Origin of the sequence: Yoonia sp. SDW83-1 (assembly GCF_046762885.1) — a bacterium.
In the GTDB taxonomy this organism is placed as follows: Bacteria; Pseudomonadota; Alphaproteobacteria; order Rhodobacterales; family Rhodobacteraceae; genus Yoonia.
Map to the genome: position 1 here is coordinate 84,462 of NZ_JBKQXO010000005.1, position 23,058 is coordinate 107,519.

Annotated in this window: 25 protein-coding genes; 8 read left to right on the plus strand and 17 right to left on the minus strand. The window is 58.1% G+C overall.

What is annotated here, in order from left to right:
• Positions 1–183: 183 nt before the first annotated feature.
• A complete protein-coding gene (locus ACFWW4_RS08030) occupies positions 184–480 on the plus strand; it encodes a DUF6477 family protein (RefSeq protein ID WP_393928952.1) in 297 nt (98 codons plus the stop codon).
• Here ACFWW4_RS08030 and ACFWW4_RS08035 read toward each other — a convergent pair.
• A complete protein-coding gene (locus tag ACFWW4_RS08035) occupies positions 473–2,023 on the minus strand; it encodes a trimethylamine methyltransferase family protein (protein ID WP_411890362.1) in 1,551 nt (516 codons plus the stop codon). The two genes, ACFWW4_RS08030 and ACFWW4_RS08035, sit on opposite strands and share 8 nt — an antisense overlap.
• Before the next feature lie 138 nt (positions 2,024–2,161).
• Here ACFWW4_RS08035 and guaA point away from each other — a divergent pair, with 138 nt between their 5' ends.
• Positions 2,162–3,721 (plus strand): glutamine-hydrolyzing GMP synthase, encoded by a 1,560-nt coding sequence (gene guaA / locus ACFWW4_RS08040; protein ID WP_411890363.1) that lies wholly within the window; start codon positions 2,162–2,164, stop codon positions 3,719–3,721.
• A gap of 30 nt (positions 3,722–3,751) precedes the next feature.
• On the opposite strand, the gene ACFWW4_RS08045 is transcribed toward guaA, so the two are convergent.
• Both ACFWW4_RS08045 and ACFWW4_RS08050 read right to left on the minus strand, forming a co-directional pair.
• A complete protein-coding gene (locus ACFWW4_RS08045; protein ID WP_411890364.1) occupies positions 3,752–4,426 on the minus strand; it encodes a YrbL family protein in 675 nt (224 codons plus the stop codon).
• A 124-nt stretch (positions 4,427–4,550) separates the two neighbouring features.
• Entirely contained in the window at positions 4,551–5,159 is a 609-nt protein-coding gene (locus ACFWW4_RS08050; RefSeq protein WP_411890365.1) for a hypothetical protein, read from the minus strand.
• 169 nt (positions 5,160–5,328) lie between these two features.
• Here ACFWW4_RS08050 and ACFWW4_RS08055 point away from each other — a divergent pair, with 169 nt between their 5' ends.
• The 5 genes from ACFWW4_RS08055 to ACFWW4_RS08075 all read left to right on the plus strand — a co-directional run bounded on the left by ACFWW4_RS08055 (position 5,329) and on the right by ACFWW4_RS08075 (position 9,390).
• On the plus strand, positions 5,329–5,838 hold the full coding sequence (locus ACFWW4_RS08055) for a YdcF family protein (RefSeq protein ID WP_411890535.1): 510 nt from the start codon (positions 5,329–5,331) through the stop codon (positions 5,836–5,838).
• Between the two features lie 38 nt (positions 5,839–5,876).
• Positions 5,877–6,221 (plus strand): hypothetical protein, encoded by a 345-nt coding sequence (locus ACFWW4_RS08060; RefSeq protein WP_411890366.1) that lies wholly within the window; start codon positions 5,877–5,879, stop codon positions 6,219–6,221.
• Positions 6,218–7,066 (plus strand): DMT family transporter, encoded by an 849-nt coding sequence (locus ACFWW4_RS08065; protein WP_411890367.1) that lies wholly within the window; start codon positions 6,218–6,220, stop codon positions 7,064–7,066. The genes ACFWW4_RS08060 and ACFWW4_RS08065 overlap by 4 nt, the downstream gene beginning before the upstream one ends.
• 165 nt (positions 7,067–7,231) lie before the next feature.
• On the plus strand, positions 7,232–8,359 hold the full coding sequence (locus ACFWW4_RS08070; protein ID WP_411890368.1) for an outer membrane protein transport protein: 1,128 nt from the start codon (positions 7,232–7,234) through the stop codon (positions 8,357–8,359).
• Positions 8,360–8,466: 107 nt separating this feature from the next.
• Positions 8,467–9,390 carry a DMT family transporter gene (locus tag ACFWW4_RS08075; protein WP_411890369.1) on the plus strand — a complete coding sequence of 308 codons (924 nt, stop codon included), beginning with the start codon at positions 8,467–8,469 and terminating at the stop codon, positions 9,388–9,390.
• Here ACFWW4_RS08075 and lpxB read toward each other — a convergent pair.
• From lpxB to pyrH, 14 genes are all read right to left on the minus strand, one after another.
• Positions 9,316–10,470, minus strand: coding sequence for a lipid-A-disaccharide synthase (gene lpxB, locus ACFWW4_RS08080; RefSeq protein ID WP_411890370.1), 1,155 nt, complete (start codon positions 10,468–10,470; stop codon positions 9,316–9,318). The two genes, ACFWW4_RS08075 and lpxB, sit on opposite strands and share 75 nt — an antisense overlap.
• Positions 10,467–11,366 (minus strand): LpxI family protein, encoded by a 900-nt coding sequence (locus ACFWW4_RS08085; protein WP_411890371.1) that lies wholly within the window; start codon positions 11,364–11,366, stop codon positions 10,467–10,469. The genes lpxB and ACFWW4_RS08085 overlap by 4 nt, the downstream gene beginning before the upstream one ends.
• Positions 11,366–12,148, minus strand: coding sequence for an acyl-ACP--UDP-N-acetylglucosamine O-acyltransferase (lpxA, locus tag ACFWW4_RS08090; RefSeq protein ID WP_411890372.1), 783 nt, complete (start codon positions 12,146–12,148; stop codon positions 11,366–11,368). The genes ACFWW4_RS08085 and lpxA overlap by 1 nt, the downstream gene beginning before the upstream one ends.
• Positions 12,148–12,609 carry a 3-hydroxyacyl-ACP dehydratase FabZ gene (gene fabZ, locus ACFWW4_RS08095; RefSeq protein WP_411890373.1) on the minus strand — a complete coding sequence of 154 codons (462 nt, stop codon included), beginning with the start codon at positions 12,607–12,609 and terminating at the stop codon, positions 12,148–12,150. The genes lpxA and fabZ overlap by 1 nt, the downstream gene beginning before the upstream one ends.
• Before the next feature lie 86 nt (positions 12,610–12,695).
• Positions 12,696–13,223: an OmpH family outer membrane protein gene (locus ACFWW4_RS08100; protein WP_411890374.1), complete on the minus strand. Its 528-nt coding sequence runs from the start codon at positions 13,221–13,223 to the stop codon at positions 12,696–12,698.
• Positions 13,223–15,526: an outer membrane protein assembly factor BamA gene (bamA, locus tag ACFWW4_RS08105; RefSeq protein ID WP_411890375.1), complete on the minus strand. Its 2,304-nt coding sequence runs from the start codon at positions 15,524–15,526 to the stop codon at positions 13,223–13,225. Before bamA ends, ACFWW4_RS08100 begins: the two co-directional genes overlap by 1 nt.
• A 121-nt stretch (positions 15,527–15,647) precedes the next feature.
• Positions 15,648–15,773 (minus strand): hypothetical protein, encoded by a 126-nt coding sequence (locus ACFWW4_RS08110; protein WP_393928982.1) that lies wholly within the window; start codon positions 15,771–15,773, stop codon positions 15,648–15,650.
• Between the two features lie 78 nt (positions 15,774–15,851).
• Positions 15,852–17,183 carry an RIP metalloprotease RseP gene (rseP, locus tag ACFWW4_RS08115; RefSeq protein WP_411890376.1) on the minus strand — a complete coding sequence of 444 codons (1,332 nt, stop codon included), beginning with the start codon at positions 17,181–17,183 and terminating at the stop codon, positions 15,852–15,854.
• Between the two features lie 3 nt (positions 17,184–17,186).
• Positions 17,187–18,356, minus strand: a complete 1,170-nt coding sequence (dxr, locus tag ACFWW4_RS08120) for a 1-deoxy-D-xylulose-5-phosphate reductoisomerase (protein ID WP_411890377.1) — start codon at positions 18,354–18,356, stop codon at positions 17,187–17,189.
• Positions 18,353–19,156 (minus strand): phosphatidate cytidylyltransferase, encoded by an 804-nt coding sequence (locus ACFWW4_RS08125; RefSeq protein WP_411890378.1) that lies wholly within the window; start codon positions 19,154–19,156, stop codon positions 18,353–18,355. The genes dxr and ACFWW4_RS08125 overlap by 4 nt, the downstream gene beginning before the upstream one ends.
• A gap of 2 nt (positions 19,157–19,158) precedes the next feature.
• Complete coding sequence (locus ACFWW4_RS08130) at positions 19,159–19,884, minus strand: isoprenyl transferase (RefSeq protein WP_393928990.1); 726 nt, start codon at positions 19,882–19,884, stop codon at positions 19,159–19,161.
• Positions 19,885–19,918: 34 nt separating this feature from the next.
• Entirely contained in the window at positions 19,919–20,482 is a 564-nt protein-coding gene (frr, locus tag ACFWW4_RS08135; RefSeq protein ID WP_411890379.1) for a ribosome recycling factor, read from the minus strand.
• A 111-nt stretch (positions 20,483–20,593) separates the two neighbouring features.
• Positions 20,594–21,241 (minus strand): hypothetical protein, encoded by a 648-nt coding sequence (locus ACFWW4_RS08140; protein WP_411890380.1) that lies wholly within the window; start codon positions 21,239–21,241, stop codon positions 20,594–20,596.
• A gap of 8 nt (positions 21,242–21,249) precedes the next feature.
• Positions 21,250–21,996, minus strand: coding sequence for a UMP kinase (pyrH, locus tag ACFWW4_RS08145; RefSeq protein WP_393928996.1), 747 nt, complete (start codon positions 21,994–21,996; stop codon positions 21,250–21,252).
• A 105-nt stretch (positions 21,997–22,101) separates the two neighbouring features.
• Between pyrH and miaA the strand changes: the two genes are divergently transcribed.
• On the plus strand, positions 22,102–23,004 hold the full coding sequence (gene miaA, locus ACFWW4_RS08150; RefSeq protein ID WP_411890536.1) for a tRNA (adenosine(37)-N6)-dimethylallyltransferase MiaA: 903 nt from the start codon (positions 22,102–22,104) through the stop codon (positions 23,002–23,004).
• The last annotated feature ends 54 nt before the right edge of the window (positions 23,005–23,058 follow it).

Sequence of the window (23,058 nt, forward strand, 5' to 3'; positions counted from 1 at the left end):
CAACGATTCAACCTAAGCGTGTTTGGTTACTCAAATGTTAACGGCTTGTTTCGTCCGTCAACTATTCTTTCGAAAAGATAAACATTTCTGACCGGTGCGCGCTTAACTAATAGCGTTTCCGCAACACCCGCTAAACATGTGTCAATCTTCACCGACTCACCCGAGTAAAGGAAGATTTACAAAATGTTCGATATTCATACAAGACTGGCCACGCTGAAACGTCCGCAACTTCTGGCACGCGCTGCGCGCTTCGGGGTCGACGATTACCGCAGAAACGTCCACCTGCGCCGCCTTCTGGATTGCGATGATCTGCCGCGTCACGCTCAGGCGCTCATGCAACTCTTTGATATAGAGAACGAAATGAACGATGCCCGCCTGGCAAAGTCCGGCAATTATTCACCCGCCCGCCATGTAGAGGTGCTGATCGCCATTGCTGGTGAAGGTCGCCTTTTGCAGATGACAGCCCTTAGGCTTACGTGAAGGCATCCGGCATGCTGGCCTTCTTTTCGGCGACATAGGCCCGCAGCTGCGCCTCGATTTCCGGATCTAGCGCAGGCTGCTGATAGGTGTCCAACATGCGTTTGACCCGGACCGTGGCAAGGGCCTGGGTGTCACGCTCACCCTCTTCAGCCCATGTCTCGAACGGCTTGTAGTCAAACAGGTCAGACCGCCAGAACGCCGATTTGAAATTGGCCTGCGTATGGGCGCAGCCCAGATAATGACCACCGGGGCCAACTTCTTCAATGGCATCCATCGCCTGCGCGTTTTCCGAGATATCTACACCCTTGGCAAAATGATGCAGCGTGCCAAGCTGATCGGCATCCATCACGAACTTCTCGAACGATGCCACAAGCCCGCCTTCCAGCCAGCCGCAGGAATGCAGCATAAAGTTGACACCGGCCAGCAACCCCATCTGCAGGCTGTTGGCGGTCTCATAGGCCGCCTGCGCATCTGGCAGTTTTGAGCCACAAAATGACCCGGCCGACCGGTATGGCAATCCCATCCGGCGTGCCAGTTGACCAGCGCCATAGGTGATATGGCTGGCCTCTGGTGTGCCGAATGTCGGCGCACCCGAGTTCATATCAATCGACGTCACAAATGCGCCAAAGATCACCGGGGCGCCCGGACGGATCAACTGGCTATAGGCTACACCGGCCATCACCTCGGCCAGCACTTGCGTCAGGGTTCCGGCAACCGAAACAGGGGCCATCGCCCCGCCCACGATAAACGGGCTGATGATCGACGCCTGATTATTCTTCGCAAACACCTCCAACGCGCCCATCATGACATTATCGAACGTCAGGGGGGAGTTGATGTTGATCAGCGAGGTCATCACAGTGTTGTCCTGTACGAACTCCTTACCAAACAGGATCTCGCACATGTCCACCGAATCCTGTGCGCGGCTGGGCTCGGTCACCGCCCCCATGAAAGGCTTATCGGAATAGATCATATGGGCCAGCAGCATATCCAGATGCCGCTTGTTCACCGGCACATCCGTCGGCTCGCAAACCGTGCCGCCCGAATGGTGCAACCATTTCGACATATAGGCCAGCTTCACGAACTTCTCGAAATCAGCCATTGTCGCATAGCGGCGGCCACCTTCGGCATCGCGCACAAATGGTGGGCCATAAACGGGGGCGAGCACCAGATTCTTGCCACCAATCACCACGTTACGCTCCGGATTGCGGGCATGTTGGGTGAATTCTGACGGGGCCGTCGCACAAAGCTTGCGTGCCAACCCCCGCGGAATACGCACACGCTCGCCATCAATATCAGCACCCGCCTCTTTCCAGCGGGCCAGCGCTTCGGGGTTTTCGACGAAGTTTACACCAATCTCGGCCAGCACCGTCTCAGCATTCGCCTCGATGACCTCCAGCGCTTCTTCGGTCAGCACCTCGTAATTGGGCACATTCCGTTCGATGTATTTTGCCGTCTCAACGCTGACCGCCGTCCGCTCTGCCCGGCGCGCCGCACCGCCGCCGCCGCGTGCTCTGCGTCCTGATTTCACCGGTGCGTCCGACATCTCACTACCCCGCTCGTAAATGGTGAGGCATCAATACCCCGGCACATCGCAACACCTCACCAAGTTTGCGCCACTTGGCGCGCAAAAGCGACATTGGCCTCTCTTGCGCCGCCAAGCAGAGCGGATATAGAGGCGAACATGGAACAAAGCACCCACGAACGCCTTCTGATCATCGATTTCGGCAGCCAGGTCACTCAGTTGATCGCCCGACGCCTGCGCGAACTGAATGTCTATTGCGAAATCCACCCCTATCAGAATGTCACCGACGATTTTCTGACCGATTTTGCCCCCAAGGCCGTAATCCTCTCAGGTGGCCCTGACAGCGTGACCCGCGAAGGATCACCCCGCGCGCCCGACAGCCTGTTCGACATGGAAATACCTGTCCTTGGCATTTGTTACGGCCAGCAAACCATGATGCAGCAACTGGGCGGCAAGGTGGTGCGTGGCCACGGTACCGCCGAATTCGGGCGGGCCTATGTCAAACCCGAAGGCAAGCTCTCCCTTCTCGACGGATGGTTTCAGACCGACAAGGAACAAGTCTGGATGAGCCATGGCGATCATGTCTCTGAAATCGCACCGGGATTCGAGGTTTACGGCACATCCCCCAACGCCCCCTTCGCCATCACCGCCGACATCGCCCGCAACTTCTACGCCGTCCAATTCCACCCCGAGGTGCACCACACCCCGAACGGCGCCAAGCTCTATGAAAACTTCGTGCGGCTCGCTGGCTTCACCGGCGACTGGACCATGGGCGCCTACCGCGAAGAAGCGATCCGCCTGATCAAGGAACAAGTGGGCGACAAACAGGTGATCTGCGCGCTGTCCGGCGGCGTCGACTCATCTGTGGCCGCCGCCCTGATCCATGAAGCCGTGGGCGACCAACTGACCTGCGTTTTCGTCGATCACGGCCTTTTGCGCCAGAATGAAGCCGAAGAAGTTGTCGGCATGTTCCGCGACCACATGAACTTGCACGTCATTCACGCCGAAGAACAGGAGCTGTTTCTGGGCGAGCTTGAAGGCGTCAGCGACCCCGAAACCAAACGCAAGATCATCGGCAAGCTCTTCATCGACGTCTTCCAGAAATATGCCAACGGGATCGAAGGGGCGGAATTTCTGGCCCAAGGCACGCTATACCCTGATGTGATCGAAAGCGTCAGCTTTTCCGGCGGGCCATCGGTTACGATCAAGTCGCACCACAATGTAGGCGGCCTGCCTGAAAAGATGGGGCTCAAACTGGTCGAACCCCTGCGCGAGCTTTTCAAGGACGAAGTGCGCGCGCTTGGCCGCGAACTCGGCCTGCCCGCCAGCTTTATCGGGCGCCACCCCTTCCCCGGCCCCGGCCTCGCCATCCGCTGCCCAGGTGAAATCACCCGCGAGAAGCTGGACATCCTGCGCAAGGCCGACGCGGTCTATATTGACCAGATTCGCAAGCATGGGCTGTATGATGAAATCTGGCAGGCCTTCGTCGCCATCCTGCCCGTACGCACCGTCGGTGTCATGGGGGACGGACGTACCTACGACTATGCATGCGCCTTGCGCGCGGTCACGTCGGTGGATGGGATGACAGCAGACTACTACCCGTTCAGCCACGAATTCCTGGGCGAAACCGCCACGCGGATCATCAACGAGGTGCAAGGGATCAACCGGGTGACCTACGACATCACCAGCAAACCACCAGGCACGATTGAGTGGGAGTAATGCAGCAGTAGCGCTGGCGCTGGCAGCCTTTCAGACCAAATCGCTCAGACCGAACACAAAACGTTCCGGATCAAAATGTATGCCCAAACTGCGGGCCACTTTGGTCATGCGGTAGCGCAACTGGTGCTTTCTCGACTTTTGGAAATAGGTGCGCACCGGGACGACATGGATGTCCCCAAACCCGTCGACAGCAAGAAACTTTTCCTGACCGCCGCGCATACCAAGAACGATATTCGCAGCACTGATATCATTGGTCGGCATCTCCCAGTCCAACAAAAGCTGCACAAATTCATTCAGCAATTTCAACCGGCCTTCGGTCAATCGACCATCCCGGTAAATACTGGCAAGCGTGGGGCCAAGGCTTTTACCATCCAGCGAAACCTTTTCGGCCACTTGGACAATCCCGATGCTTGATTGTGCAAAACCATATAATCTGCTGACAGGGATATCCTCCAGATTTCGGTTGGTTGACAGACAGCAATCAACATAAGCCTTGTATTCTTTCCGCACGATGCGATCCGCCAAAGACGGAAACATCTTCATGGAGTTTCCCTTGAAATTGTTTTTCAAATCACGGCTCTGCGGCGGTTTTTGTTTCTTGAAAACAAAGGACGGATAAAGCTCCGAGCAATAGATCCATCGCTCGCCACCTTCGGCAACAATGTCGGCGTCAGTCAGGGTGAGGTCTGAAAAATCAAAGGCCATGCGTCATATTCATCCTGTTAGATTAACGGCCGCCACCGCATGTAAATTGTCCAAAAAACTTCGCATTTATTGGAAAGATTGCGGCAAGATCACTCAACCCGACGCCCCAACAAAATCACCGCGCCTACGGTTTCAGCGCTGCCAACAAAAGATCTGCCGAAAACTCTCCTGGCGCGCAAGCCGCCAGATCACCGCCCTGCCCCAACTGAAACCACTCATCGCGCGCGGCCAACCCTATGCTGACCTCTGGACCGATGCGTAACGGATCCCGGCCCCAATGGGTTCCTGCAAAAGGTTCCTCTGTCATCCAATCGGTCAACCGTGCATCCGGCAACCCAGCGCGGGCCAACAAAAACCCGGCGATACAATCCACCTGACGCGCCACCAATCCGCGCAACATCTGCTCTTCGCCAGCCCGCGACCGGATCTGAGCCAGCGCAAAATCCGCGACACCATGCCTTACTTGCACCGCATGACCGTAGGCATGGGCCACAAGATAACCGGCTTCGGGCAACGCAGCCGCCGCATCGGTCACGAAGATCACATTAAGCGTGGTGCAATAGGCCACCTGATCATTCACATGCGCATCAGCGCCGCACTGACCCTCAATCGTATCAACGCGCGCCACACGCGGCATCCCGTCAAAGGCCGCACGCGCAGCGGCAGCCACATCCGCAGCCGGATCGGCACAAACCGGTCCAACCAGACACATCAATGCCAGAACAAAGCGCATTGCCTTCTCCCAAAGTTTTCAGGACCATAGCGGCCAAAGATCGAAAGGGAAACCAATCCGCACACTGATCCGTATCCTGACGACGGGGGCTGCCCTTCTGGGTCTGACTGCCCTTTCTATCATCGGCTTCACACTCACCCATCAGGACACCGAAACGCCCTCCGATGTCATCGTCGTCATCGGCGCCGGCATGTCGGCAAATGGCACACTGCACCGCGAAAGTCTGGCCCGTGTCGACAAAGGTGTCGCACTCTTCGCGGCAAACCTCGCCCCACGGATCCACTTCAGTGGCGGTCGAGCCGCACCGGACGGCCCAAGTGCCGGTGCCCAGATGGTCCGGCACGCCATGGCTCAGGGCATTCCGGCGGCTGCAATCAGCATCGAAGAACGCTCCCTCTCGACCCTGCAAAACGCGCTGTTTTCAAAGCCGATGCTGGCCGACGCACAATCCATCCTGCTCGTCACCGAAGCTTTCCATCTGCCACGCGCCAAGGCCAGTTTCTGGTGGATGGGATACGACAATATCCTGACAGCCCATGCCGGGCGCTTCCGCAGGGCACCGGACAACACAATCAGCCTGACGATGATCGGGCGCGAAACACTGGCGATCTGGTTCAATCTGGGCCGTGCGATCCTCTGGTCCGCTACCGATCGTCGACATGACGACGTCCTGCAATAAGGGTTGCAAATCGGGCCTGCCAAGGCACTACTCCGGCCATGATCAGACACATCGCCTTTGCCGTGGCCATGCCGCTCTGCGCCCAGGCAGACACGCTGCCTCCGCTTGGTTGCAGCGGCAACGCACCCGACTGGACGCTCAGCCTGGCCGACGACACGGCCAGCTTTGATTTCCAGCGGCAAAGCGACATGACCATCCCGCATCGCACCACGGCAGAAGGGCAAGACTGGCCGCAGGCCCTCACCCTGATCAGCCGCCATGACACCGCCATTGTGATCATCGACCAACGGCAATGCGGCACCGCCCCCTACACGGTCGAAGTACTGACACAGCGTGGCGAAACCCCGATCCTGCTCACCGGCTGCTGCGCGGTCGCCCCATGAACGACACCCTGCGCGCGGCCCTGTGGATGATCGGGGCCATTACATCTTTCACCGCGATGGCCGTCGCTGGCCGGGCCATCAGCCTGGAGCTTGATACATTCGAGATCATGCTCTTTCGCAGCCTGACCGGCATCGTGATCGTGCTGGGCGTGGCCTTGGCGGCCGGAACGCTCGGTCAGGTCCGACGACAGAAACTAGGCCTGCATTTCACCCGCAACATTTGCCATTTCGCTGGGCAGAACCTGTGGTTCTACGCCATCACCCTCATCCCCTTGGCTCAGGTCTTCGCACTCGAATTCACCACACCGATCTGGGTGATTCTGCTCTCGCCCTTGATCCTGCAGGAACGGCTGACCGCCATGGGGCTCTTCTGCGCGGGCCTTGGTTTTCTGGGCATCCTCATCGTCGCCCGACCGGATGCCACCGCCATCAGCCCCGGCCTGATTGCAGCCGCATCCTGCGCAGTCTTCTTTGCGCTGACTGCCATCTTCACGCGCAAACTCACCCGGACCGAGACGATCACGACAATCCTTTTTTATCTGACCGTTATGCAAGCTGTCTTCGGGCTGATCTGCGCGGGCTATGACGGTGATATCGCGGTTCCATCGCTGGCGGGACTGCCCTGGGTGGTGCTGATCGGATGTGCCGGGCTGCTGGCCCATTTCTGCTTGACCACCGCGCTCAGCATCGCCCCCGCCAGCGTGGTCATGCCTATTGATTTCGTACGGTTGCCGGTCATCGCTGTGGTCGGGATGGCATTCTACAACGAACCACTTGATACACTTGTCTTTGTCGGCGCCGCCCTGATCTTTGCGGCCAACTACCTCAACATCACCCGCAGATAACACAACTGAGGCCATTTACAAAAGTTGCGCGACTCGCCCGAGTAGTGCATTTTTGTGACGTTGCGACCCGCGACACTCTATGACGTGGCGTCAAGAATTGACGCTTTAGTCAACCGCTCTTTAGGGTCGCCCATACACCAGAGTATTCATGACAGGGATGAGGACATGAAAAACGTATTGACGGCAGGCGCAGCACTGCTGCTGAGCACGAGCATTGTAACCGCAGGGGGGGTCGAGCGCGCAGCACCATCGGTTGCGCTGCTGTACGAAGACGGCAATTATCTTGAGTTTAGTTTAGGTTATGTGTCGCCTGAAGTTAGCGGAACGCAAGCTATTCCTGCCGGACCAGGTTCTCCTGCAGGCTCTGACTCCGGTGATATCGCTGATGAATACTGGCAGCTTGGCCTGGGATACAAGAATGATTTGACCGACAGGTTGTCGCTGGCAGTCATTCTTGACGAACCGATCGGCGCAGGCGTTGAGTATGCAGATGACACAACATATCTGTATGGTGGTGGAAACGGGGCTAGTGGCTCAACCGCGACAATTGATAGTTTGGGACTGACTACAATCCTTAACTATAAACTGCCGAACAACATCAACGTCTATGGTGGTTTGCGCGCTATCCAAACTTCAGGCGAAGTGGTACTGTTCAACGGCTATGAGATGTCCACCTCCACAGAGACAGACTACGGATATCTGGTCGGCGCCGGATGGGAACGGCCGGAAATTGCAGCGCGGGTATCACTGACCTACCACAGTGAAGTCACTCACGATTTCGACGCCGATGAAAACGGTGCGTCAACTGAGTTCTCAACGACAATTCCGCAGTCAGTTACGCTGGAAGGTCAGACGGGTATCGCCGCTGATACGCTGCTTTTTGGCTCAATTCGCTGGGTTGACTGGACTGAATTTGACATTTCACCAACAAACTTCGGGTTAGGAGGCGGCGGGTCACTTGTTGACTACTCAGACGACACGGTGACTTACAACATTGGTGTCGGTCGTCGTTTCAATGAAACTTGGTCAGGCGCAGTCACGGCAGGCTTCGAAGCCGAAAACGGTGGTTTCTCAGGTAACTTGGGTCCGACAGACGGCAACCGGTCATTGGGCGTTGCCCTGACGCACACGAAGGATGCTGTCCGCATCACTGGTGGCGTCAGATACATTTGGATCGGAGACGCTGAAACAGAGGCACCCGGCGCATTGGGGGCACCTGACGGCACAACGTTCGGTGAATTTGAAGACAACAGCGGCTGGGCTGCGGGCCTTCGCGTTGCCTACAACTTCTAAGTTAACCACATCACAAGACCAAAGCCCCGCCTATCCGGCGGGGCTTTTTCGTTCCAACAGCATGATCCGGGTTGCGCCTCACTCGCCAACCCGATCAAGTCCTGCAAATGACACCCGTTCAAATGACCATATCGCCCCGTGCTTGGGCCGAACTACTTCTCCTCGGGCTGATCTGGGGGGCGTCGTTCCTGTCGATCCGCATCGCGTTGAACGAAATAGGGCCGCTCACGGCTGTCGCCCATCGTACCGGTTGGGCCATGCTGATCCTTTGGGCGTATATCGCCCTGCGCCGCCTGCCCGTCCCCCAAAGCCCAAAAATCTGGGGCGCATTTCTGATCATGGGCCTTCTGAACAACGTCATCCCATTCAGCCTCATGGCATGGGGGCAGTTGCATATCGAAACCGGCCTCACCTCCATCCTGAACGCGGCCACCGCCATCTTTGGGGTAATTGCCGCAGCACTCTTCTTCGCCGATGAACGGCTTACACCGCGCAAAGCCATCGGCGTCACGTTGGGATTTTTCGGGGTGGCCACAGCAATTGGTCTCTCCGCGCTGACCCAATTCGATATCCGATCGCTTGGACAACTGGCCGTCATTGGCGGCACGATCAGCTATGCGCTGGCCGGGGTCGGGGCGCGCAAGACCCTCGGCGGTTTGCCACCACAGGTCGCTGCCGCGGGCATGCTCACCGGATCCAGCCTGATCACTCTGCCTGTCGCCTGGATGATCGAAGGACCGATCAGCCTGACGCTTGCGCCGCTGACATGGGCCGCCATCGCCTATTATGCCATCATCGCCACGGCCATCGCTTACCTGCTCTATTATCGGGTGCTGGCAATGGCGGGCAGCGGCAACTTGATGCTGTGCACCTTGCTGGTCGCACCGGTCGCCATCGTCCTCGGCGCCATCGTGCTGGAAGAGGCATTGCCCCTGCGGGCCTATGCGGGCTTCGGGTTACTCGCCCTCGGCCTGATCATTCTTGACGGTCGCGTGCTCAAGGCGATCCAGAACCGCACGGGCCGCCCGTAATCCGGGTGGCTCTCCGCCCTGCCCCAACCGCTCCATTGTCAGCGCCATTGCATCGCGCTGCGCGCCGGGATCTTTCAACACCTGCAGAACCGCCTCGGCAATCGGGCCGGATTCACAATTCTTGCCAATGAACTCCGGCACAACCCGCGTCTCGCTGACCAGATTGACCAGCGTCACGGTGTCAACCAGCAACATCCGACGAATAATAATCCGGCTCAACCAGGCCATATCATAGGCAATCACCATCGGCGTGCCATTGGCCGCCAGTTCCAGCGACACCGTGCCAGAGGCGGCCAGCGCCACCTCCGCCCGCTTGAACCACGCCGGACGGCTGGGAACACCCGGCTCCAAAACCGTCACCGGAACCGGCCAGTCTTTTACCTTGTCGCAGACCAGATCGAAAACGCCCTGCGTGGTGGGAATGACAAATGTCGCATCCGGGACAGCCGCCACAATTCGCCCCACGGCCTCACCAAACCGGTCGGCAAGGCGCGATACCTCGCCCTTGCGGCTGCCGGGCAGCACCATGACCACGGTGCCATCCACTCCCAAAGCGGCGGCATCGTCGTCTGATGCCACAGGTTCCGCCACCACGGGATGACCGACAAAGTCGCAATCCATCCCAGCGGCCTGCATATAGGGCGGCTCAAACGGAAACAGCGCCAGCACGTGATCAATATGCTGCGCCATCTTCGCCGCCCGCCCCGGGCGCCAGGCCCAGACCGTCGGGGCCACGTAATGCACCGTGCGAATATCGCTGGCCGCCTTGACCAAGCGGGCGACCCGTAGACAAAAATCCGGACTGTCGATGGTGATCAGAATATCAGGTCGGGTTTCAATAATCGCCTCAGCCGTCTGCCGGATACGGGCTTTGAGCGCCCTGTACTTCGGCAGGATCTCTGCCAAACCCATCACGCTCAACTCGTCCATGGGAAAGCGGCTGACCAGCCCCTCGGCCTGCATCAACGGGCCGCCGACCCCATCAAATGCCACCTCCGGGCATAACTGCCTCAGCCCCGCCATCAAGGCGGAACCCAGCTTGTCGCCCGACGCCTCGCCCGCAATCACAAATACTCTCATGCGTTACCTCTGGGGCGGACCCACAGAAACATGCCCTGTGCATCAAGGATCTGGCAAACGGCTTCCATATCCAGAACCATAACGCCCCCGGCCTCAATCACGATCCCGGACAGCCCGGCCTCTGCGGCCTTCATCGCGGTCGCCGGACCAATCAATGGGAGATCAGCACGGCGGTCCTGTTGCGGCTTCGGGGCCTTGAAAAGAATACCGTCATCAGCTGTTGCCGGGGTGTCCTCCAGACCGGACAGCCAATCCTTGACCGTTTCCACGGCGCTGACACCCAAATCCATGATATAATCCAAGGGATCGCCTGCCATTGGCGCATCATATGCCTCAAAAAACTTCGCCAGCATGGCATCCGTGCCTTCCGCATCCTCTTTAGCCAGAACGCGGCCCACCCTGACAATGCAGGCCTGACCGCTGTCAGCCTGCCCCATGGCTACGACGCAAGCCTCACCCTCTGCCGCATCCGCCTTGTGCCAATCCTCGGGCTTGGCACGGGTCAAAACCCCGATGGGCGGCAGCAGATCAGGCGCAATCTCATGGGCCGCAACCACAGCGAATCCCGCCTCTTCCAACACCGCTATGATCGCCCGCAACGCGCCATCATCGCCTTGGGCCATGGCCACCTGCACCTTGGGGATCAGTGGCAGCGTGGCGGCATCAATCTGCGCGGCATCAATCTGCGGACGGCGGACAGCGCCAGCCATGCAAATCCGCGTCACCTCACGCGCGTTCAGCTCGCCAAGGAAACTGCCCAACCGCTCCAGCCGAAACCGGATATCGACGTCCAGAGCAGGCTCAAACCCATCCAGCGCGCAGATCAGCGGACGTTCCGGCAGGCGTGACACCAGCGCGGGCGGCAAATCCCCCATCCCTGCGATCAGCGCCAGCATCAACCGGGGGTCAGGAAATTGCGGTCCGTATCGCCAAGGATAAAGGCCACCATCTGCTGTACATAGGCGCTGTCGCTTTCGTCCGCCAACCGATGCGCGCGATCCTGAAACGTACCTTCACCATCCTTGAGCATCTGTAACGCTGCACGCAGTGCGGTGATATCAGCACGGGCCACGCCCTTGCGCTTCAAGCCAACCAGGTTCAGCCCATCCAACACGCCGCGCGGCCCCTGCACCAAACCATGCGGAACCACATCCTTGGTCACCATGGTGACAGCGCCAATGATTGCCCCACGCCCGATGCGGACAAACTGATGCACGCCGCACAACCCGCCAACGATAACATCATCCTCGATAATGCAATGGCCTGCGATAGCCGATGAATTTACGATAATCACCCGATCACCAATCTGGGCGTCGTGGGCGATGTGGCAGCCCGCCATGAACAACCCATCATCACCAATCCGCGTCTCACGCCCGCCATTGGCAGTGCCCGTGTTCATCGTCACATGTTCACGGATCCGGTTCCGGGCGCCAATGCGCAAGCGGCTCTTTTCGCCACCAAACTTCAAATCCTGGGGAATCTCACCGATCACGGCAAATGAGAACACCACTGTCTCATCCCCGATATGGGTGTCGCCATCGATCACCACATGGCTTTTGAGCGTGACGCGTTCCCCCAAAACAACCTCGGGACCAATCACGCAAAAAGGACCAATACGACATCCGGCACCAATCACGGCACCATCCGCTATGACGGCAGATGGGTGGACGTCAGCCATCAGCTCTGCAAATCCATCATCGCGGTAAATTCCGCCTCCGCAGCCATTTCACCACCAACCGACGCGACCCCCTTGAAGCGCCAGACCTTGCCGCCGGGCTTGCCCCGGGTCGTCTCGACATGCATTTCCAGCACGTCACCGGGCACCACCTTGCGGCGGAATTTGCAGCCATCGATTGCCATGAAATAAACCAGCAGATTGCCGTCCGTCAGGCCAAGCGAAGCCCCCACCATGACCGCCGTGGTCTGGGCCATCGCCTCGACAATCGTGACGCCGGGCATGATCGGGTTGCCCGGGAAATGGCCCTGAAAATGCGGCTCGTTCATTGTCACGTTTTTGATGCCCACAGCGGATGTGGTGCCATTAATACTATGCACCTTGTCGACCAGCAGAAACGGATAGCGATGCGGCAAAATCTTCTGGATCAGCTGGATATCAGCTTCGGTCACCGGCTCGGACATGAAGGGCAGCTCCTTGTTATTCCCGCGGTTCTCAGGCCCGCTTGATATCTGACTAGCAAGCCCACCGGCAGCGGGCAAGCAGAAGGCTACCGCGTCCCGTCGCCCAACTGGGCATCAATCCGGACAATCACATCATCAGTGATATTGACGGCGCGGATCGACATCACGACATTGTCCTGCTCCATCACCAGGGCGGCGCCACGCTCGATCATGACATCGGCAACGATGTTCTGAACCCGGCTTTCGAATGTGGTGCGGGCCGACCGGTTCACGGCCTGCAATTCCAGATTCTTGGCGTCCCGGGCACGGCGCACCTCTTGAACCTTGGCGTCAAACGCAGCGGCCTCGGCCTGAAATGCCTCACGGGTCATGCCCGGGCGACGCTCGGTCAGGCTCAATTCCTCTTCACGCAATGTGGCGGCGATACGATCGTTTTCGGCCTGAAACTCCATCATCAATGATGCGAGTTCGGCGTCCAGACGACGACCATAAAGCGTATCCTCATACAGCCTTTCACTGTCGATGATCAGCACCTGTGGGGACGCGCCCTGTGCCTGAGCTGCACCCGACAAGGCCAGCACAAACCAGACAGCGATCGCCCCTAGAAAACGCATCAGAAACTGGTCGAGATGGTCACGTCAAAATTCTTCGGCTCATCACGATCCTGCGAATCCAGCGCCTCTGTAAAGTTAAAGCGCAGCGGACCCACAGGGGTGGTCCAGAAAATCGACAACCCGGCCACAGTTCGTGGCGTGAAATCATCATAAAGAACGGTCGATGTTCCTGTTTCGCCAACGCTCCAGACCGATCCATAATCAATGAACGCGCCACCGGTGATACCGTACTCACTGGGCAGACCCAGCGGGAACTCGGCCTCCAGACGGGCAACCGCAAATGCGTTACCGCCGAGCGCGTCGTCGGTCACATCATCGCGTGGACCAATGCCGCCCGGCTCAAAACCACGCATCACACGACCGCCCAGGAAAAAGCGATCCGTGACCCGGCTGCTCCCCTCCTGATACTCCAGATACCCGCCTTCGACAGTGGCGCGCAGTGTCAATTCTTCGTTTAACACCTTGGTTTCGGCGCCGGCTAGGGCGGTTGTCTTGATATACTGCGTGTCGCCAAATCCAAATTCTTGGCCAAACCGCAAGATGATACCGGCATTGGGGTTCAACCCGGTGCGCCGTGTATCAAAGCTATAGCGATATCCGACCGAGGTATTGGCAACTTTACCCCGGTTCGCCTCATCCTGAATAATCTGGCTGGCTGTGGTCGACACATCGGTCAGATCAGTAAACTCATAAGCGGTAAACACCGACAACCGCCCGTTTTCGCTGACCGGAAAGCTTAGCGACGGGCTGAAACGCAATGCTTCGGTGTCATATAGGGCGTTTTCGTTGTCCGTGGTGCGATACGACAGATCAATGCCGAAGCGCAGATCGCGGCCCAGAAACTGTGGCTCAGAGAAGCCGAATGCAAAACGGCGGTTGCTTCGAGCCGTCGACACTTCAAAGCTCAAACGCTGTCCACGCCCCTGAAAGTTGCTTTGACGGTAGGATGCAACCAGACCGGCGCCCGTATCACTGTTGTAATTGGCGCCGAATGACAGGGTGCCCGTGGGTCCCTCCTCCACATCGACATCAATGACCACCTGTTCAGGCGATGATCCTTCACGCGCATCGACAGAGGCATTCTGGAAAAAACCCAGCGCACGGATGCGGCGGGCGCTTTCACGGATCTCGCGTGGGTTAAACGGATCCCCCTCAACTACCCGGAACTGGTTGCGGATCACACGGTCCAGCGTCGTACCATTGCCTTCGATATCAATCCGCTCGACAAACACACGACGGCCCGGCACCAGCACATATTCAACGTTCAATTCCAACGCACGGTCATTGCGTGTGATGCGTGGTTCGACTTGCAAAAACCGGACCCCGCGCCGCTGCGCCAGTATCTCGATACGGGAAATGTCGGTCTCAATCGGTTCTGGCGAATAGGTCGCACCTCGTCGAATCCGCAGCGCCTGTTCGTAATCAGCGCCAATGACCCCAGGGATTTCGCTGCGGATGGACACATTCCCAAAGGTGAATTGCTGACCTTCGCGCAGGTTGAACGTCACCAGATAGGCGTCGCGTTCGCGGGTCAGGGCCACATCAACGTTCTGAACGACAAAATCAGGATAGCCGCGCGACCGGTAAAAATCGGTCAGCAATTGGCGATCCCGTGCAATGCGCTCCGGCGAATAGGTGTCGCGGGCAATCACGCTGCGCAACAGGCCTGCCTGCTTGGTGTCCAGAACCAGACGCAGACGGCGTTCCGAATAGGTGCGGTTACCGATAAAGCTGATCCGCTCAATCTCGGTCACGCCCGCCTCGACCACCTCGAACACCAGATCAACGCGGTTTTCCGGCAGACGAATGATGCGCGGGGTCACCACAGCATTGATGCGGCCCTGCTGGGCATAGGCCTGCGTAATGGCCGCCGTGTCCTGTTCAGCCTGTGATGGGTTGTAGACGCGGCGCGGCTGCGACTGAACCAGGGTCAGCAACTGCTCATCGCGAATGCGGGCGTTGCCTTCAATATTGATGCGGTTGATGGTCGGAAACTCGACCACATTGATCAGCAGCGTGCGCCCAACCGGTGTGACCTCGACGCTTTCGAACAAACCTGAGTCGCGGATACGCTGGGCGGCATCGTTCAATTCACCCGCCGACAGGGTTTCGCCGCGTTCGATACCCGCAAATGTCAGAATCGTGCCGTCAGCAACACGCAGGTTGCCTTCGATATTAACCGCATTGAAGGCAAAGCTTTGCGCCAGCGCGGCACCGCCCATCCCCGCCAAAATCAACACAAAACTGGCGCGCCGCACCAGTGTTACGCCCTGCGCCAATGCGCGCCCCCAAATTTTTTTCATTATTATCGCCTGTGCTACCAACCCATTTTCTACCGGAGTAGCCCGTCTGCGACACATTGTCAAAAACAAGAAACGCGCCCGAAGGCGCGTTTCCTACTGTATTTGGTGATGTAAGCTGGGACTAGCTCAACATCACGTATGACGCACTATAAAGTGCAATCGTCAGAATAAGGGCAAAACGCAACCAGTCAATATTCAGCCGGATCAATATCCGCAAGCCGCGATATCCCGCTGTCAACGTCTCCATTGCACCACTCCGTCTTAGATAAACTCAAGATTAACGTAAGGGCAAAATGCGGCAAAACCGTGGCGCCAATTGCGGAGTTTACGGACAAAGCAATGTATCATTCAGGATCGTGAAGGACATCAGCGACAGGATCAGCGCAAGGCCGACAAACATGAAAACCTGCACCACACGATCATTCGGTTTCCGACGGGTCACTGCCTCATAAGCATAAAACACAAGATGGCCGCCATCCAGCACCGGGATCGGGAACAGGTTAATCAAACCGACCGCAGCGGATAACGCCCCGATAAACCAGATAAAGCTTTGCGCGCCCTGCGATGCCATTGACCCGCTGGTCTCGGCGATGGCCACCGGGCCACCCAGATTACAGGTCGAAATCTCGCCCACAATGATATGTTTCAGGGCCGACAGCGATGTGGTCGTCAGGAACCAGAACCGCTCTGCCCCGATCTTGACCGCGTCCCATGGACCAACAAACTCAGTCTGTTCGTGAAAGAACGTCTCTCCGCTGATGCCCATCAGCCAGCGGGTCTCAAACCCTCCATCCATTGGCACATCAACCCGGCGCGGGGCAAGCGTCACGTCGACCGTTTCGCCGTCGCGCCACAGTTGCAGCGCAAGATCGCCGCCCTCAGCAGCTCTGACAATCTCCTGCACTTGCGAAAAGGCAAAAACCGGCACGCCATCGATGGTCGTCATGACATCGCCAACCTTGATGCCTGCATCATCGGCGGCCGACCGCGGGGTCACTCCGGCCACAATCGGCGGCATGATATAGGGGCCCTGCACAACCATCTCACTGCCATCGCGCAAAATGGTGTAATCCAACTGCTCCTTCACTGGAACCAGATCAATTACGCTGTCTTCGCGACCTTCCTCGGTGACCGGCACACCCTCAATTGCCAACAGCACATCACCGACCTGTAGCGCGGATGCCTCAGCCGCAGGCAGTGGGCGCAACTCGCCAATCGCCAACGGTTCAGCCACCCGGCCCTGATACATGATCGTACCGCCAAAGATCGCAATGGCGAGGATGAAGTTGAAAATCGGGCCAGCAGCAACAGTGGCCGTGCGCGCCCATAGCGGGGCGCCCAACATCGTCCTGCGGGCATCAGCAGGGTCCACTGAACCGTCCGACCCCACGCTCGCAGCATTTGCATCGCCCATGAACTTCACGTAGCCGCCAATCGGCAAGGCGGCGATCTGCCATTTCGTGCCGCGCTTATCCACCCGGCTATAGATGACGGGGCCAAACCCCAGCGAAAACACATCCGCATGGATGCCGCACCAGCGCCCAACAATGTAGTGGCCATATTCATGGATGGCCACGATCACCGACAGGGCGACGATGAACGCCACAATCGTAAAGGCCAGATTGCCGAACATCGGCACGATTTGCATCAATTCCACGTTTTATCCCATATGGCTGATGGCTTCGGCCGCACGTATGCGGGCCAGCCGATCTGTTTCTAGCACATTATCTAACGTGATTTCGGCATTTTGCAGCCCGTCAGATGATGACATTTTGTCGAGCGTCGTCTCAACAACCCTTGCCATATCCAGAAACCCAATGTCACCCGCAATGAACCCGTCCAACGCACGTTCCTTTGCGGCATTAAACACGGCACCCGACAGACCGCCCTCCTGCATAACCCGCTTGGCCAGCGCCAAGGCCGGATAACGGGCATCGTCCGGCGCCTCGAATGTCAGCGACCCGATCTTTGCAAGATCCAGCCGCTCCACCGGCAGATGCTTGCGGTCCGGCCAATGCAGCGCATAGCCAATGGCGTGGCGCATATCGGGCGGCCCCACATGCGCCATCAGCGCGCCGTCACGAAAGCCCACCATGGCATGGATCAGGCTCTCGCGATGCACCAGCACCTCGATCATCTCTGGCGTGACGGCGAAAAACTCTTTGGTTTCAATCAGTTCCATCGCCTTGTTGAACATCGACGCGCTGTCGATGGTGATCCGCTGGCCCATATCCCAATTGGGATGGCTGGATGCTTCGGCCAATGTCGCCGTCGCCAGCTTTTCCACCGGCCAATCCCGAAACGCCCCGCCACTGGCGGTGATAACAACACGCTCCACGGCGGCCATATCCTCGCCCACCAACGCCTGAAACACGGCCGAATGCTCGCTATCCACTGGCAGAACGGTAGCCCCATGCGCCTTGGCGGTGCCCAGCAACAGCGGCCCAGCTGTCACCAGCGATTCCTTGTTGGCCAGCGCCAGCTTGGTGCCATGTTCCAGCGCGACCAGACCGGGCACCAGCCCGGCAGAGCCGACAATCGCCGACAGCGCCCAGTCCATCGGCCGGGCCGCCGCGGCCGCAATGGCGTCCGGTCCTGCCGCCACCTCAACATCCGTTCCGGCCAGCAAATCCTTCAATTCATTGTAACATTCTGGATAGCAGGTCACCGCCAGATCAGCACCCAACCGGCGCGCATCAGCCGCCAACTGCGTGACGTTGCGCCCCCCGGTGAGCGCGACGACATCATAACCATCAGCATCACGCGCGATCAGATCAATCGCGCTCTGGCCGACCGATCCTGTTGCCCCAAACAGCGTGATCCGCCTCAAAAGGCCACTCCCGGTACGTTAAAGACAACAGCCACCAGCAGCATGAACAGCGCCGCACCCAGCAAGGCATCAAATCGGTCAAACAGGCCACCATGGCCCGGGATCAGGGTGGAGCTATCCTTAACACCCATCCGACGCTTCAGCGCGCTTTCGGCGATGTCACCCATCTGCCCGGCAAAGCTCAGCACCATGGAAATCAGCACAATGACAAGACCGGCATTGGTAAAAAGGGTAAAGATGAACCCGACAATCCCGGCCCCGATCCAACCGGCAACAGTCCCGCTCCATGTTTTCTTGGGGCTGACCTTGGGCCAGAATTTCGGACCGCCAATCGACTTGCCTGCAAAATAGCCAAAGATATCCGTGATAATCACTACCGACATCAGCCACAACAGCCAGATAAACCCGAAATCCATCCGAAAATGGACCAGACCCCACCCGGCAATCTGGATCCCCAGGGCAAAGATAAAGAACGTCTTTTGTTCCGTCCGCAACTGGGTCACACCGATGATCGGCACCACAAGAAACAACAGCAGCGTCCAGCCGGTATCATTGGCCAACTGACCTGACATGATCGACGCCACAAGGGCGGCCATCAGCATGCCCTTGGTAGGCTCTGCCGGGCGGATCATCATCCAGATTTCCCAGACCGTAACGGCTGAGACAAAGACAACCAGCATCTGAAACCAGACACCACCCAGGATCACACCCGCCGCACCAATCACCGTCATCGCCGCACTTGATGCAATACGAACGGTCAGATCATCCCACTTTGTCGGGTTTTGCGGGGGTGTTTCCATTGTCAGGCCGGAACTGCCCCGAACCTGCGGTCACGGTGACCAAAACTCGCCAGGACACGGGCAAACTCGGCCTTGGTGAAATCTGGCCACAGGGTATCGACAAATTCATACTCCGAATAGGCCGACTGCCACAGCAAGAAGTTCGAAATCCGCGCTTCGCCGCTGGTGCGGATCACCAGATCAGGATCGGGCAGTACATGGGTATCCAGGAATTTCGATAGGGTCTCGGCATCGACCTCATCATGGGTCAGACGACCCTGCTCAATTTCATAGGCCAGCCGCTTGGCCGCACGGGTCACCTCATCGCGGCCACCATAATTCAGAGCGACAGTCAGATGCACCGTATCATTGTCAGCCGTCAGCAGCTCCAGATCATCCATCAAAGAAACGAGCTTGTCATCCAGGCGAATACGGTCCCCGATAAAGCGGACGCGAACACCTTTCTCTAACAAGGCCTTCGCCTCACGTTCCAGATAGGTGCGAAACAGGCTCATCAGACCGGCCACTTCGGTCTGGGTCCGCTTCCAGTTTTCCGTCGAAAAGGCAAAGATCGTCAGATATTTGACACCCAGCCCCGGACAGGCGGCCACAATTTCGCGGACGCGGCGGGCACCGGCATGATGGCCAAACAGGCGCGGGCGGCCCCGTTGCTGGGCCCATCGGCCATTGCCATCCATGATAATCGCCACGTGATGCGGATTGGTCTTGGGGTCGATATCCTTGGGCATTCCGGCCGCCTTTCTGCGCGTCAGGTGCAGAGTTTTAAACCTGCATGATTTCCGCTTGTTTCGTTTCAAGCGTTTCATCAACGATCTTGATGTGGGCGTCTGTGATCTCCTGCACAGTGCTCTCCCAGAACTTCTGATCGTCTTCCGACATACCGTCGGACTTGGCTTTCTTGATCTGATCCATCCCGTCGCGGCGCAGGTTGCGAATGGACACGCGCGCGCTCTCGGCATAGTGGCCTGCGACCTTGGTCAGCTCGCGGCGGCGTTCCTCGTTCAACTCAGGGATCGGCAGCATGATGATCGTACCGTTTAGTTGAGGATTGATACCCAACCCACTCTCACGAATGGCTTTTTCCACCTTGCCGACCAAACCCTTGTCCCACACATTGATGGTGACCATACGCGGCTCCGGCACATTGACCGTGCCCACCTGGTTGATCGGTGTCATCGACCCGTAGGCATCGACCATCACAGGCTCCAGCATGGACCCGGACGCGCGGCCCGTGCGCAGTGACGCCAGTTCAATGCGCAGATTGGCAATGGCCCCATCCATCCGGCGGGCCAGATCATCGGTATCAAGTTCAAAATCGTCAGACATCTTCTGCTCTTCCACTACGGGCGTTTACCCGGCTTTTCATCGTATTACGGGAATAGCCCACACTTGTATAGGTCGGGATATGCGTACCGTTTCGGCATTTTTCGATCAGGTTTATCTTGACGCCCGCCGATCACGACGCAAGCGCTTTGAACGTAATGCCAGCAGACCCGGCACATATGCAGAAGCCAGAAGAAACGCAGCAAGCCCACCCGTATACGGTACTACAAAAAGGTATCGCCCCATCGGCCCTCCGTGACAGGCCCAGCGGAACGGATTACAAGGCCAAAGCGCCCAGATCGTGGGGCCAATGATTACTAATGCAAGAACGATGCCAATCGACCACCCAATGACATAGGTCTTGCTGCGCGGCGGAAAGAATGGATCGAAGAACTGACCGGACGACACATACCGCCCCTCAGCAAAAGACTGCGCAATGCTGCGTAAGGTTTCTTTTTCTGATCGCACGTCACAACGATCTAGGTATTTCGCTGCATCATCACTGAACGCCGCCAAATTCTGAAGGCTTCTCATTGTCCACTCACCTTCATCCATCGAATAGATAGGCATCGAGTTGACGATCTTGTGCAAGTGAACGCCCGTTTCTTCCGCCATGCGCTCGTAAAGACGATGATACTCCTCTTGATCCAATTCCAAGGCAATCAATTCCAGATCCGGCGTCAACTGTTTGGGATCGGCACCAAATTCATCCGCCAGAACACGGCACAAAGTGTCAAAGACATCGGGATCAAAAGCAGTCATGGCCCAAATCAGTCCTTCACAATCGTATAAGTCCCCTCGCCCGCCAGAATGCCACGGAACCCGCCGGGTTCATCCAGTGAAAAGACAATGATCGGCAGCGCGTTGTCGCGGGCCAGTGCAATCGCGCTCGCATCCATCACACCCAGATGTTTCTGCAACACCTCGTCATAGCTGACGCTCTCATAGCGGACCGCATCATCGTGTTTGGCCGGGTCTTTGTCATAGACACCGTCCACCTTGGTGCCCTTGAAAATCGCCTCGCAGGCCATTTCATTTGCACGCAGCGTTGCGGCGGTATCGGTCGTAAAATACGGATTGCCAGTCCCGGCTGCAAAGATACAAACACGTTTCTTTTCCAAATGGCGCACCGCGCGGCGTCGAATATAGGGCTCGGCCACTTCGTTCATGGTAATCGCCGAAATCACCCGAGTATGAATACCCAATTCCTCCAGCGCGGACTGCATCGCAAGGGCGTTCATCACCGTCGCCAGCATCCCCATGTAATCGGCCGTCGTCCGCTCCATCCCCTGGGCAGAGCCTTGCAAGCCCCGGAAAATATTGCCCCCGCCGATCACCATGCAGATCTCGACCCCCAGATCATGAACCGATTTCACCTCGCGGGCGACGCGCTGCACCGTGGGCGGATGCAACCCAAAGGACGTGTCGCCCATCAGCGCCTCGCCCGAAATCTTGAGCATCACGCGTTTATACGTGGTCTCAGCCGCCGGCGCGGGCTGAATTGCGGTGTCGGTCATGGCGTCCCCCTGAAGCGCAGAATGTTAGCGCGCAAAATGTCGGAAAAGCGGGCGGTGTTCAATGGCCGCTTGCCCATATTCGACAGGTTCGGCAGTAATAGCGCGATGATCACGATTTACCCAGACATGCCGGTGCTGATTGCCGGACCAACAGCGTCCGGCAAGTCCGCGCTGGCCCTGCGGATCGCTCAGGAACAAGGCGGCGTGATCGTAAACGCCGACGCGCTGCAAGTCTTCGATGGCTGGCGCATCCTGACTGCGCGACCGGACGATGCCGATCTTGCACTGGCCGAACACGCGCTTTACGGGCATGTGCCCTTCGATGCCGACTATTCGGTGGGTCACTGGCTGCGGGATGTGGCACCCTTCCTGCAAGGGCGCAAACGCCCGATCATCGTCGGCGGCACCGGCCTGAATTTCAACGCGCTCACCAACGGGCTGGTCGATATCCCGGCCACCCCGGCTACCTTGCGCCAACAGGCGAACGCCCTACCCCTGCCCGCCTTACTGACCGATCTGGATGCCGAAACAAAGGCGCGGATCGACACGCAAAACCGGATGCGGGTGCAACGGGCATGGGAAGTGCTGCAGAACACCGGGCGCAGCCTTGCCGCCTGGCAGGATACGACACCCCCACCGCTGCTGCCGCTGGACCAAACCACCGCCATCACGTTGGACGCACCCAAAGACTGGCTCACTGCACGGATCGAAAAACGCTTCGATCTGATGCTGCAACACGGCGCCCTGGACGAGGCCCGCGGCATGCTGCCCCGCTGGGACCCCAGCCACCAGTCGGCCAAGGCCATCGGGGCGCCGGAACTGATCGCTCATCTAAAGGGCGAAATCAGCCTTCAGGACGCCCGCGAGGCTGCTATCATCGCCTCGCGACAATATGCGAAACGACAACGCACATGGTTCCGGTCCCTGCACAAAGCGTGGGCACATATCGACCCCAGCCAGCCTGACATTTCCGCAACACTGCGATTCGCCGATCAACCAATGGATTGATCTGACAAGGCTTTCTGCCAAGACTTGTCAAAAATCAACATTGAGGCAAAGTTG

Bases quoted from the DNA above. Each gene is read 5' to 3' on its own strand.
- bamA (WP_411890375.1), bottom strand. From the start codon at position 15,526: ATGAAAAAAATTTGGGGGCGCGCATTGGCGCAGGGCGTAACACTGGTG.
- ACFWW4_RS08075 (WP_411890369.1), top strand. From the start codon at position 8,467: ATGACACCCGTTCAAATGACCATATCGCCCCGTGCTTGGGCCGAACTA.
- ACFWW4_RS08050 (WP_411890365.1), bottom strand. From the start codon at position 5,159: ATGCGCTTTGTTCTGGCATTGATGTGTCTGGTTGGACCGGTTTGTGCC.
- ACFWW4_RS08085 (WP_411890371.1), bottom strand. From the start codon at position 11,366: ATGCTGGCGCTGATCGCAGGGATGGGGGATTTGCCGCCCGCGCTGGTG.
- ACFWW4_RS08030 (WP_393928952.1), top strand. From the start codon at position 184: ATGTTCGATATTCATACAAGACTGGCCACGCTGAAACGTCCGCAACTT.
- lpxA (WP_411890372.1), bottom strand. From the start codon at position 12,148: ATGGCTGACGTCCACCCATCTGCCGTCATAGCGGATGGTGCCGTGATT.
- fabZ (WP_411890373.1), bottom strand. From the start codon at position 12,609: ATGTCCGAGCCGGTGACCGAAGCTGATATCCAGCTGATCCAGAAGATT.
- ACFWW4_RS08100 (WP_411890374.1), bottom strand. From the start codon at position 13,223: ATGCGTTTTCTAGGGGCGATCGCTGTCTGGTTTGTGCTGGCCTTGTCG.
- ACFWW4_RS08065 (WP_411890367.1), top strand. From the start codon at position 6,218: ATGAACGACACCCTGCGCGCGGCCCTGTGGATGATCGGGGCCATTACA.
- ACFWW4_RS08110 (WP_393928982.1), bottom strand. From the start codon at position 15,773: ATGGAGACGTTGACAGCGGGATATCGCGGCTTGCGGATATTGATCCGG.
- ACFWW4_RS08140 (WP_411890380.1), bottom strand. From the start codon at position 21,241: ATGACTGCTTTTGATCCCGATGTCTTTGACACTTTGTGCCGTGTTCTG.
- ACFWW4_RS08130 (WP_393928990.1), bottom strand. From the start codon at position 19,884: ATGCCCAAGGATATCGACCCCAAGACCAATCCGCATCACGTGGCGATT.
- ACFWW4_RS08035 (WP_411890362.1), bottom strand. From the start codon at position 2,023: ATGTCGGACGCACCGGTGAAATCAGGACGCAGAGCACGCGGCGGCGGC.
- ACFWW4_RS08060 (WP_411890366.1), top strand. From the start codon at position 5,877: ATGATCAGACACATCGCCTTTGCCGTGGCCATGCCGCTCTGCGCCCAG.
- pyrH (WP_393928996.1), bottom strand. From the start codon at position 21,996: ATGACCGACACCGCAATTCAGCCCGCGCCGGCGGCTGAGACCACGTAT.
- ACFWW4_RS08070 (WP_411890368.1), top strand. From the start codon at position 7,232: ATGAAAAACGTATTGACGGCAGGCGCAGCACTGCTGCTGAGCACGAGC.
- ACFWW4_RS08045 (WP_411890364.1), bottom strand. From the start codon at position 4,426: ATGGCCTTTGATTTTTCAGACCTCACCCTGACTGACGCCGACATTGTT.
- guaA (WP_411890363.1), top strand. From the start codon at position 2,162: ATGGAACAAAGCACCCACGAACGCCTTCTGATCATCGATTTCGGCAGC.
- miaA (WP_411890536.1), top strand. From the start codon at position 22,102: ATGATCACGATTTACCCAGACATGCCGGTGCTGATTGCCGGACCAACA.
- lpxB (WP_411890370.1), bottom strand. From the start codon at position 10,470: ATGAGAGTATTTGTGATTGCGGGCGAGGCGTCGGGCGACAAGCTGGGT.
- frr (WP_411890379.1), bottom strand. From the start codon at position 20,482: ATGTCTGACGATTTTGAACTTGATACCGATGATCTGGCCCGCCGGATG.
- ACFWW4_RS08125 (WP_411890378.1), bottom strand. From the start codon at position 19,156: ATGGAAACACCCCCGCAAAACCCGACAAAGTGGGATGATCTGACCGTT.